Here is an 11,828-nt window from a genome sequence, read left to right on the forward strand (position 1 = left end):
ACGCGGACATCGTTTACCCAGGTGCCTATCAGAGTTCAGGCGGAACCGCCCGCCGACGCTCAGCGCTCGTCTCCGCGAGACCCGACCCGGACCTGCCCCCGGGTTGACCGGAAACTGGCCGCCGGCCGTCCTTGTCCACCGCAGGAACGCCGGATGGGCTGGAGGGCGGGCCCCGACCGGGCGCCCGTCACGACGCCCCCGCACCCGGGGGCACCCTCACCTGGAGGAACCGTGCACCCATCGATCCGCAGGAGGAGGGGATGGGCCGCGACGAGCGCGACCCTCGCCCTCCTCGCCACGTCCGCCGTGGCGGCAGCGCCGGCGCTGGCGCAGGCCACCGCGCCGACCACCCTCCGGTCCGACGTCCCCGACGACCCCGCGGACAAGCTGTCCGCCGCGGTGCAGGACCAGCTCACCGACCAGAAGTCCGCCGACTTCTGGATCAGGATGGACGAGTCGGCGGACCTCGCGGCCGCCGAGCAGATCGCGGACTGGGACGAGCGTGGCCAGTACGTGTACGACACGCTCACGTCCCTCGCGAAGAAGTCCCAGGCGGACGTGATCGACACGCTCGACGCCGCGGGCGCCAGCTACACCAGCTACTGGATCAACAACTCGATCTACGTCGACGGCGGCACGCTCGCGCTGGCGCAGGACGTCGCGCAGTCGGACGACGTCACCGGCATCTACGAGACGTTCGCGATGGAGGAGACCGATCCGGTCGAGACCAAGCCCGCGAACACCAAGGTCACGACCGCCGTGGAGTGGGGCATCGACGCCATCAACGCCCCGGAGGTCTGGGACCTCGGCGTCACCGGCCAGGGGATCACCGTCGCGAGCTTCGACACCGGTGTCGACGTGACGCACCCCGCGCTGCGGTCGAAGTACCGTGGCATCCAGCCCGACGGCTCGCTCGACAACGACTACAACTGGTTCGACATCCCGAACGCCTGCGGCGGCGACCCGTGCGCCAGCAGCGGGTCGCACGGCACCCACACCACCGGCACCATGGTGGGCTCCGACGGGGCCGACCAGGTGGGCGTGGCGCCCGGCGCCACCTGGATCGCGGCCAACTGCATCGACCTCGGCGAGTGCGACTGGGACGACTACCTGGCGGACGCCCAGTGGTTCCTCGCGCCGACGCGCGCGGACGGCAGCGACCCCGACCCGAGCAAGCGCCCGCACATCATCAACAACTCCTGGGGCATCCCCGCCGGCGTCGACCTGCCCGAGGACTGGATGAGCGCCGAGACCCAGGCCTGGAACGCCGCCGGCATCTTCGGCGCCTGGGCCGCCGGCAACGAGGGCCCGGCCTGCTCCTCCGGCCGCTACCCCGGCGAGTTCTCCCACACCTACGCCGCGGGCGCGTTCGACGCCGACGGCGACATCGCCAGCTTCTCGGCCCGCGGCCCGGGCCGGGACGACGCCGTGAAGCCGGACATCGCCGCGCCCGGCGTCGACGTGCGGTCCTCGGTGCCCGGCGGCTACGGCACCTCGAGCGGCACCTCGATGGCCACCCCGCACCTCGCGGGCGCCGTCGCCCTCCTGTGGAGCGCCGCTCCGGCCCTGCGGGGCGACGTCGAGGGCACCGCGGCCCTGCTGGACCGGACGGCGGTCGACGTCGAGGACACGACGTGCGGCGGCACCGCCGACGACAACAACGTCTGGGGCGAGGGCAAGCTCGACGCCCTGGCCCTGGTCGACGCCGCGCCCACCGCCGACACGGGCGACGTCACCGGCACGGTCACCGACGGCGACGGCGATCCCGTCGCCGGCGCCGAGGTCGCGTTCGACGGCACCCACGACCGCACCGTGACGACCGGCGAGGACGGCACCTTCTCGGCCCGCCTCGCCGCGGGCGACTACGCCGTGACCGCGAGCGCCTTCGGGTTCGTCGACCACGCCACGGACGTCACCGTCACCGCCGACGAGACCGTCACGCTGCCGATCACGCTCGAGCGGGCGCCCACCCGCACCGTCTCCGGCACCGTGACGGAGCGGGACGGTTCCCCCACGGCGGGGGCCGTCGTCGCGCTCTCCGCGCCCCTGGACGACGTCACGACCGACGCCGACGGGCGGTACGCCATCGCCGGGGTGCCGGACGGCACCTACACCCTGAGCGTCACGGCCGGGAACTGCGCGGAGCCGTACAGCACGGAGCTGGTCGTGGACGGCGACGAGACGGCCGACGCCGTGATCGACCGCACCGTCGACGCCTACGGCTACTCCTGCACCACCGGCACCGCCGGCGTCGCCACCGGTGACACGCTGCTGGAGCTGACCGGGGACGACAAGGCCGCCGCGGTGGAGCTGCCGTTCAGCTTCCCGTTCTACGGCGCGGACTACGGCACCGCGTACGTGTCCACGAACGGGTTCCTGAACTTCCTCGGTGCGTCGACCAGCCTCTCCAACGTGGCCCTCCCGGCCGCGGGGGCGCCGAACGCCGCGGTCTACCCGTTCTGGGACGACCTCAACGTCGACGCCGAGTCGGCCGTGTACACCGCGTCCACCACGGTGGACGGCGTCGACGCGTTCGTCGTCGAGTGGCGCAACGTGCGCAAGTACCGGCCGGACACGGACCGGGTGAACGTCTCGGCCACCCTGCTCGCCGACGGCCGGGTCACCCTCGGGTACGGCGCCGTCACCGACAGCGCCACCGCCCGCGGGGAGTCCGCCACGATCGGCATCGAGGACGCGGACGGCGCGGTCGCGTCCCAGTACTCGTACAACGCGCCGGTGGTGAGCGAGGGCCTGTCCATCACCTACGACCTCGTCGACATGGGCACCGTGCAGGGCGTCGTGCGCGACGGGAACACCCGCGAGCCGATCGAGGGCGCCACCGTGACGATCACGTCGAAGGACGACGGCGACGAGACGGTCGTGACCACCGGGGCCGACGGCGCCTACGCCGCCCGGCTCCCCCTCGAGCGGTACGGCCTCACCTACGCGAAGGACGAGTACGCGGGCGCGGCCCGCAACGCCCGCCTCACGGAGGACGGCCAGGTCCTGACCCGCAACGTCGCCCTGGGCGCGGGGCGGCTGGAGGTGAACAAGGAGGGCGTGTCCGCCACGCTCGCCATGGGCGGCACCGTCAGCCGCGCCTTCCGGCTGACGAACACCGGCACCGAGCCGGTGGACGTCTCGCTCGGCGCGGGGTCGGGCGGCTTCGAGATGCTCGCGACGTCGGCGACCGGCGGCGGCGTGATCAGCCACGTCACCGACGCCGCCACGGTGCCCGGGTCGACCTCGCCGGGCACGCCCCGGCTGGGCGCGGACAAGAAGGGGGACGGTCTCACGACGTCCGGCGCGGACGCCGCCACGGTCTCCCCCGACCTGTCGGCCGTCGTCGCGCTCGACGAGACGACGCTGACCCACTCGGCGTCGCAGGACATCGTCTCGGGCAACTCCCTCGCCTGCAGCAACCCGAGCGGCACCCAGGACAACGCGTACCTGCGCACGTTCACGCTCAGCGACTTCGGGATCGGCGGGTCGTTCGACGTGTCCGCCGTGTCGTTCGGGGTGGAGGCGGCGGGCGTCGCCCAGCCGCTGACCGTCAACCTCTACACGCTCGAGGGCGACCTGGGGTACGCGAACATGACGCCGGTCGGCAGCGCCGAGGCGACCGTGGAGGCGGGCGCGGACGGCACGATGGTCACGGTGCCCGTCACGGGCGAGGTGCCCCAGGGCGGCACGCTCGTGGTCGAGGTGGACGTCCCGGCCGGCGGGCGGTTCTTCATCGGGTCCAACGACGCCGGCCAGACGGCGCCGAGCTACCTGCGGTCCGAGGCGTGCGACCTCCCGGAACCGGCCGACACGGCCGACATCGGCGCGCCCGGCATGCACGTGGTCATGAACGTGTCGGGCGAGGCGTCCGGCGGGGGCGTCGAGTGGCTGGACGTCCAGCCGCCCGAGCTCACCCTCGCGCCCGGGGCCTCCGTGCAGGCGGCCGTGACCCTCGACGCCGCCGTCGAGCAGCCGGGCACGTACACGGCCGCGATCACCGTGGGCGAGAACACCCCGTACGCCGCGCCGCAGGTCGGCGCGACGATGACGGTCAGGGCGCCGGCCGGCTGGGGCAAGATCACCGGCACGATCACCGGCGACGGCACGCCGCTCGACGGCGCGGTCGTGCACCTCGACGGCAAGGCGTCGGACACGACGCTCGTCACCGGCGCCGACGGGCGGTACGCGTACTGGATGCCCAAGGCCAACGGCCCGCTCCGGCTCGTCGTGGCGGCGAACGGGTTCGTCCCGACCGTCCGCACCGCCCAGATCGTCGCCGGGCAGACCACGGTCTACGACGTCGACCTGAAACCGCTGCCGTGACGGCCCGACCCTGACGGGAGGAACGACGGCCCGTCGTTTCCACGGGGCCACCCGTGGCACACGCACGGCGCTCGGCCGGGACGTCCCGGCCGAGCGCCGTGCGCCGTGCGCTGCCCGCCGTCACGTCCCTCGGCGACGACGACCTACCAGACGAGCCGATCGAGATGGTTGCGGCCCGAGAGCAGGAGGACGATGCGCCCGTGCGCCACGTCGCGGACGTCGGGCCGGGGGTGGTGCGCGTACAGCGCGAGCTCGACCCACAGGTCGTAGAAGTTCAGCCGTTCGCGCAGCTGTTCGCGCGCGAACAGCTCGGGGTACGCGCCGTGCAGCCATCCGGGGACCTCGGCGAGCGACGCCTCGTCGAGCCCTTGCGCGTCGGGCGTGGGTGGGAACTCCCGCGCCCGTGCGCACCAACGCAGGAGGGTGTCGAGCTCGGCGTCCGCCGGCTGTGCCAACGCCTCGGCGAAGTCGATCAGACCCGCGACGCGTCCTTGATCGACGATGACGTTGGCGCCGTGGAGATCTCCATGGACCAGAACGGGCTCGTCGCCGGCGAACAGCTCCCGCCGCTCCTGGATCCACGCGGCGACGTCCGCGAGCAGGCGCGGGTCCCGCCCGTGCGAACCCCAGGCGGCCTCGACCAGCCGGAGCGCGGCGCTCCACACGGGCGGGTGGAACGCCGGCCACGGCTGGCCGGAGAGCGCGCCGGACAGCCAGGGCGGCAGCAGATCGGGCGGGACGGGCACGCTGTGCAGAGCGCGGAGCGCGGCGCCCAGACTCTCGATGATCGACCGGCGCGTGTGCGAGTCCGCCGCCGGCCACGCGTCGTCCAGGGTCCGGCCCGGCAGGCGTTCGGAGACGTACCACGGGCCGTCCGGGCCGTCGCCGTGGGCGAGGCGCCGGGCGTGCGGCACCTCGCTCCCGGCCAGCAGGTCGACCACCCTCGCCTCATGGCGGTAGGCGTCGCGGAACCGTCCGTCGGTGTTCAGTCGTACGACGTGGTCGTCACCGACCCATGCACGGCTCACCCAGCCCGCCCTCGGCACGTACCGCCCGGTCGCCGGCAGGCCAGCGGCTGCCAGCGTCCTCAGCAGCGCGGGGTCGGTGGCCGGCTCGCCGACCAGGGGTGTGGATGGAATGGCGACTCCTCCGATCGGCCGCTCGGCGACGGTCCTCGGGAACCAGCATCGGACATCGTCAGGCGTACTGCGGGTCGTCCGGGTCGTCCCGATCGGCCCAGCTGCCGACGACGGGGAACTCGGCGACGCGCAGGCGCGCGAGACCGTAGGGCACGAGGGTCACGTCGTCGCCCGCGCCGCGCTCCAGCAGCGGGCTCGGCGGCGGCGGCGGCGCGTCGACGCCGTGCACCCGCCACTCGGTGGCACGGGCGCCGGGCGCGTGCACCTTGACCGGCGACCCCTCCCCGGGCCGTGGCCCCGTCAGCCCCCAGGGCACGTCACGGACCGCGGTGCGCTCGACCTCCCACGACGCCGCCTGCGCGACGTCGGCGAGCGCCTTGTTCCAGGACGTGCGGCGGTGGATCTCCCACTCGCCGAGGCCGGGCGCACCGGGCACCTCGACCCAGTTCTCGCCGAGCGGGTGCACCATCGACAGCGGGCCGAGGAACACGGCCGCCGCCTGGCGGGCCCGCCGCACGACCCGCGGGACCATGGGCAGCACGAGGCGCACGTCCGAGCCGCCGGCCCACGACCGTCGCAGGGTCACGTACCCGTCGACGGGCTCGGAGTCGACGGGCTCCCCGTCCACCGTGAGCTCGTACGACGCCGCCCAGCCCGGGATGCGCAGCTGGACGTCGAACGGCTCGGCGCGCTCCGTGGCGACGGCGACCTCGATCGTCTCCTCGAACGGGTAGGCCGTCCGCACGGACAGCTCCACGCGGTCGCCGCCGACGTCGGTGCGCACCACCGCGGGAGCGTAGGCGACGGCGCGCAGCCCCCCGTCGTCGGCCCGCATCCACAGGTTGCGGACGAACTTGGGCCAGCCCTGGTGGAAGTTCGCCGTGCAGCACCCGAAGTGCGGCTCGAGCCCGAAGAGGTTCGCGTCGTCGGACGAGAACGACCAGTCGCGGCGCGCCACCGACACCTCGAGCTGCGTGGCCTGCTGGTGGTACTGGTGCGCCAGCATGCGCGGGTCGCACGACGCGGGCAGCAGGTTGAAGGCCAGCGACTCCAGCCGGTCGCCGTGCGCGCCCTCCCCGAACGTGGCGGCGAGCACCCCGCACGTGAACATCATCTCGACGACCTGGCAGGTCTCGATGCCGGCCGCGGCCTCCGGACCGCCCAGCCACTCGTCCCCGGAGAACCATCCGTGCGCCTGCCCGTGCCAGCGGTCGAGGTTCGCGAAGGAACGCTCCGTGGCGGCCCGGTGCGCGTCGTCCCCGTCGCGCACCCAGTCGACGGCCCCCTTCTTGAGGCCCATGGCGACGTTCGGCCCGTGGACGCGGTGCGAGAACACGCGCGCCGCGCCGGTGATGAGCTCACCGCCGAGGTAGTCGTCCCACCGGATCGTCTGGGCGTCGATGACGTCCACGAGGTCGAGCAGCCATTCCTCCCCCGTGCGGTGGTGCAGCCACCACACCGACAGGGCGTTGTCCGCGCCTCGCGCCCGCCCCCAGGAGCGCAGCGGGCGGCGCGGGAGGTGCTCCAGCTGGTGACGGAAGTACCGCTGGAGGAACGGCACGACACGCTCGTCCCCCGTCGCGTCCGCGTGCTGCGTGAGCACCTTCAGGGCGACCATGCGTGGCCACCAGTCGTCGTTCGTCGTCGGGCCGAAGAACCCGTCCTCCCGCTGCGAGGCGAGGATCGCCTCGACCCAGGGCTGCGCCTGTGCGAGGAGCGCCTCGTCCTCGAGCACGTGCGCCAGCGGCACGAGCCCGTCGAGGTAGTAGGGCCCGCGCTCCCAGTCCTCGCCGTCGACGCCCCCGCGCCAGGCGTTGGTCGGGCCGACGTCGGGCCAGATCTTCTCGAGCTGGCCCGTGAGGCCGTCGGCCTGGAGCCGGAGCTGGTCGCGCAGCCAGCCGCGCGGCGTGATGGCGCCGAGCGGCAGCTCACGCGCGGCGGGCGCCCTGAGGGCCGGGCCGACGGTCGTGCCAGGAGTGTTCACGGTGGTGCCTTTCACTTGATCGAACCCCCGATGAGGCCCTTGGTGTAGTAGCGCTGGAGCGCGAGGAAGAGGACGACCACCGGCACCGTGGCCACGCAGGCCGTGGCCGTCAGGAGGCCGGGGTCCACGATCTGCACGCCGGGGATCTTGAAGGACGTCGTGATGTTCGTGAGCGCGAGGGGAAGGGTGTACTTGTCCTCGCTCGACAGGAAGACCACCGAGCTGAGCAGGTCGTTCCAGCCCGCCATGAACCCGAACAGGCAGACGGTCACGACGCCGGGCCAGGCGAGCGGCACCATGACGGAGCGCAACATCCGGCCGAGCCCGGCGCCGTCCAGCTGTGCCGCCTCCTCCAGCTCCGCGGGGATGCCGTCGAGCGTGTTGCGCATCACGAACACGGAGAACGGCAGCTGGAGCGTGACGAGGACGAGGACGACGCCCGTGAGCGAGTCCAGCAGGCCGAGCTTGCCGAGCACGATCGACAGCGGGGTGAGCAGGCCCTGGTACGGCACCACCATCGGGCCGAGCAGGACGACGAAGACCAGCGCGGCGAGCGGGAACCTCAGACGCGAGAGCGCGTATCCCGCGAGCGTCGCGACGACGCCGGTGAGCAGGGCGACGCTGATCGCCACGACGAACGAGTTCCGCACGTACGTGGTGATCCCGACGGAGGGGTCGAAGATGCGCGCGTAGTTCACCGCGGTGAGGTCGAGGAGCGACCCCCACCCGATCCCGTCGGCGTCGGCGGAAGCCGGCAGGAACGAGCGCAGCGCGATGTACAGGACGGGGGCGAGCGAGGCGAGCGCCAGGAGAGTTCCCCCGACCACGTACGCGGCCGACGAGAGCGAGCGGTGCCCGCCGCGCGCCCGCGGGCGTCGTGGGCCGGGGGAGGTCGCGACAGCGCCGGGCGCGGTCCGGGTGAGCGTGGTCATGGCTTCGCCTCCCCGCCGCCCGCCCGCAGGGCGCGCAGCTGGAACACGGCGAGCACGAGGATGACCGCCGTGAGGATCATCGACAGCGCCGCCCCGTAGCCGAGGTTGTACCGCACGAACGACTGCGCGTACGTGTACATCACGGCGGTGGTGGTGGCACCGCTCGGGCCACCCTTGGTGAGCACGAAGAACTGGTCGAAGACGAGCAGCGTGCCGGACACCGCGAGGATGAGGCAGAGCGCGAACTGCCGGCGGATGAGCGGGAACGTCACCGACACCTCCCGACGCCACCACCCCGCGCCGTCGATCTTCGCCGCGTCGTACACCTCGCCCGGGACGGCCTGCATGCCGGCCATGAGCAGGATCATCGCGACGCCCATGCCCTTCCACACGGTGAGGACGACGATCGCCCAGAACGCCCGTGTGGGGTCGGTGAACCACGCGGTCTGCCCGTCGGACAGGCCCACGGAGCGCAGGAGCACGTTGATCACCCCCGTGCCCGGCATGAGCATGACCGACGCCATGTAGGCGGCCGCGGTGAACCCGATGACCACCGGCACGAAGAAGGCGGTGCGCACGAACGACACCACCCTCCCCTCGCCGCGCACCATGACGGCCGCCGCGTACGAGACCAGCAGCGACGCCGGCACGAGGACGAGCGTGAACAGGACGGAGAACACGAGGGCGCGGGCGAAGGTGTCGTCGCCGAACGCCCGGACGTAGTTCGCCAGGCCGGCCGGACGGACCTCGCCGAGCAGCGGCCAGTCGGCGAACGACATGGCCACGAGCAGCACCAAGGGGATGACGAAGAAGACGAGGGACAGCAGGAGCGCCGGGGAGACGAGCAGGATCCCGAGGGCTGCCCTCCGGCCCGCGGCGCGACGGCGTCCGAACCCGGGCGGCGCGGCCTCGCCTGTGAGGGGTGCGTGAGCGGCGACCATGCGCCTCAGCCCACCTGGTTGTAGGCGTCGGCGATCAGCTGGTCCGCCTGGTCGGTCGCCTTCTCGAGCGCTGCCTGCGGGTCCGCGCCCTGGAAGATCGCCGCCTGCGAGTTCTGGGCCCACGGCCCGTTGGGGTCGTTGATCGTCGCGAAGTACGCGATGGACTTCGGCAGCCTGCCGACGGCGAGCGACCCGACCCGGTGCGACGCCCACTCGTCCTCGGCGAGCTCGTCGGCGAGCTTGAGGTCAGGGGCGATCCAGCCCGCGTCGCCGTTGATCGTCGCCGCCTCACGGTCGGTGACGAGCCACTCGAGCAGCGTCCACGCCTCGTCCGGGTGCTCCGACCCGAGCGGGATGGCGGCCTGGTTGCCGCCCAGGAACGACGCGAGCTCGCCGTCGCTGCCGGGGATGCCCGCCGCGGACCCGAACTCGTCCTCCTTGCCGGCGAACACGTTGGCGCCGGTGAACATGATGCCGACCTTGCCCGCGAGGGCGTTCTGGCTACCGACGTTTCCCGGGTCCTGGTTGGGCTCGTCGGTCGGCTGCATCAGCCCCGACTCCCACATGTCCTGGTACCAGGACACCATGTCGACCATCTCCGGGTCGTCGAAGGTGCTCGTCTGGTCCGGCCCGGCCTCGGTGAAGACGTCGCCGCCGTCGGCCCACCCGCTGGGGAACCCGGTGAACGCCTGCCCGACGCCACCGATGGTCGAGAAGCCCGTGATGTCGTCGCCGAGCCCCTGGATCTTCTCGGCGTACTCCTTGACCTGGGCGAGGTCCTTCGGCGGGGTGTCGGGGTCGAGCCCCGCCTCGGCGAAGAGCTTCTTGTTCCAGAACATCTGCGACCCCGTCAGAGCCACCGGCAGGGAGTAGACGGTGTCGTCGAGCGTGCCGACGTCGAGCCCCGCCTCCGCGACGTCGGAGAGGTTGGGCAGGGCGTTCACCTTGTCCGTGATGTCGAGGAGCTGCCCCTGCGTCGCCAGCAGCGGCGCGTTGATGATGTCGAAGTCGATGAGGTCCGGCACCGAGCCGGCCCGGATGGAGTTGGCGAACTTCGTCAGGTACTGGTCGTTGTTGACCAGCGTGACGTCGACCTTGATGTCGGGGTGGGCCTTCTCGAACGCAGCCACCTGCTTGTCGAGGGAGTTGTCGCCGTCGCGCGCCCAGACGTCCAGCGTGACGGGCCCACCGTCTCCGGCCGCGTCGTCGGAGCCGCACGCGGTGAGCGTCGTGGCGGCGGCCAGGGCAGTGACCGCGACGAGGACGAGCCTGTGTCGCCGGGCTGAGGACTTCATCGTCGATCTCCTTCGTCGGGACCGCTCGGCAACTGTGCCGCGCGTTTGCCGCAAACTATTCCGTGAGTTTCCGCTCTGTCAAGGGCGGACGGGGGCGAACCTGCCCTATGATGCGGAAACCTTGCCGTCCCATCGACGGCGGATCGGAGGAAGGACGTGGTCATGGCGCACGGACGCGTGACGCTCGCGCAGGTCGCCGAGTCCACCGGCGTCTCGATCGGCACGGTGTCGAAGGCGCTCAACGGGCGCGGCCAGCTGAGCGACGAGACGCGACGACGCGTGCTCGACGCCGCCGCGGAGCTCGGGTTCGAGCCGGGGCACGACGCGCGCGCCCAGGCCTCCGGGCGGTCGTTCATCGTCGGCGTGCTGTCGACCGACTCCTACGGCCGGTTCACCATCCCGATCCTCACGGGGGCGGAGGACACGTTCGGGGCCGGCGAGATCTCCATGCTCCTCGCGGAGTCCCGCGGCGACCCCATCCGCGAGCGGCACTACGTGCAGACCCTGCGCAGCCGGAACGTCGACGGCATCATCGTCGCCGGCCGGACCAGCGACACCCGGGGCTCGATCACGTCGCTGCTCGGCGTCCCCGCCGTCTACGCCCTCTCCCCCTCGGACGATCCGGACGACGTCTCGGTGGTGCCGGACGACGCGGGAGGCGCGGCCCGCGCGATCGAGCACCTCGTCGGGACGGGCCGGCGCCGGATCGCCGTGATCGTCGGACCGCGGCGGCACACGGCGAGCAACCACCGGGTGGACGGGGCGACGCGCGCGCTTCGCGAGCTCGGCGCCGAGCTCGCCGGCGGCGAGGTGCTCTACGGGGAGTGGACGGAGCGGTGGGGCTACGAGGCGGCCCGGCGGCTGCTGGAGACGACCACCCTCGACGGCGTGTTCTGCGCCAACGACCAGATCGCTCGCGGTGTGCTGGAGTGCCTCCGGGAGAGCGGCGTGACCGCCCCGGACGCCGTCGGCGTCGTCGGCGTCGACAACTGGGACGTCATCGTCGAGGCCGCCCGACCCAGCATCACCTCGGTCGACCTCAACCTGCGCGCGGTCGGCCGCCGCGCCGCGGAGCTGCTCGTCCGCAAGATCGGCGGCGAGGACGTGCCGGGCGGCGTCGAGCTCGTCGACTGCATCCTCGTGCCCCGGCTCTCGACCTGAGCGGCCGGGCGCGCGTCGCCCCGGGTACGACGACGGCCCCTGCCCGCGTG

General features: G+C 72.7%; 7 protein-coding genes. 2 read left to right on the forward strand and 5 right to left on the reverse strand.

All coding sequences use genetic code 11. The annotated features are described in order from the left end of the window. Positions 1 to 231 precede the first annotated feature (231 nt). On the forward strand, positions 232 to 4,326 hold the full coding sequence (locus ACFUVW_RS04635; protein ID WP_430570182.1) for a carboxypeptidase regulatory-like domain-containing protein: 4,095 nt from the start codon (positions 232 to 234) through the stop codon (positions 4,324 to 4,326). A 143-nt stretch (positions 4,327 to 4,469) separates the two neighbouring features. Here ACFUVW_RS04635 and ACFUVW_RS04640 read toward each other — a convergent pair whose 3' ends face one another. The 5 genes from ACFUVW_RS04640 to ACFUVW_RS04660 form a co-directional block, all read right to left on the reverse strand. Further along, positions 4,470 to 5,354, reverse strand: coding sequence for a phosphotransferase family protein (locus ACFUVW_RS04640; protein ID WP_430570183.1), 885 nt, complete (start codon positions 5,352 to 5,354; stop codon positions 4,470 to 4,472). Between the two features lie 169 nt (positions 5,355 to 5,523). After that, positions 5,524 to 7,449, reverse strand: a complete 1,926-nt coding sequence (locus tag ACFUVW_RS04645) for a beta-L-arabinofuranosidase domain-containing protein (protein WP_430570184.1) — start codon at positions 7,447 to 7,449, stop codon at positions 5,524 to 5,526. Positions 7,450 to 7,460: 11 nt separating this feature from the next. Then, positions 7,461 to 8,381 carry a carbohydrate ABC transporter permease gene (locus tag ACFUVW_RS04650; protein ID WP_430570185.1) on the reverse strand — a complete coding sequence of 307 codons (921 nt, stop codon included), beginning with the start codon at positions 8,379 to 8,381 and terminating at the stop codon, positions 7,461 to 7,463. Next, positions 8,378 to 9,322 (reverse strand): carbohydrate ABC transporter permease, encoded by a 945-nt coding sequence (locus tag ACFUVW_RS04655; protein ID WP_430570186.1) that lies wholly within the window; start codon positions 9,320 to 9,322, stop codon positions 8,378 to 8,380. The genes ACFUVW_RS04650 and ACFUVW_RS04655 overlap by 4 nt, the downstream gene beginning before the upstream one ends. 5 nt (positions 9,323 to 9,327) lie before the next feature. Further along, positions 9,328 to 10,617: an ABC transporter substrate-binding protein gene (locus ACFUVW_RS04660; protein ID WP_430570187.1), complete on the reverse strand. Its 1,290-nt coding sequence runs from the start codon at positions 10,615 to 10,617 to the stop codon at positions 9,328 to 9,330. 162 nt (positions 10,618 to 10,779) lie between these two features. On the opposite strand from ACFUVW_RS04660, the gene ACFUVW_RS04665 reads away from it, so the two are divergent. After that, a complete protein-coding gene (locus ACFUVW_RS04665) occupies positions 10,780 to 11,778 on the forward strand; it encodes a LacI family DNA-binding transcriptional regulator (RefSeq protein WP_430570188.1) in 999 nt (332 codons plus the stop codon). The last annotated feature ends 50 nt before the right edge of the window (positions 11,779 to 11,828 follow it).

Source organism: Isoptericola sp. NPDC057391 (assembly GCF_042668085.1).
GTDB lineage: Bacteria > Actinomycetota > Actinomycetes > Actinomycetales > Cellulomonadaceae > Isoptericola.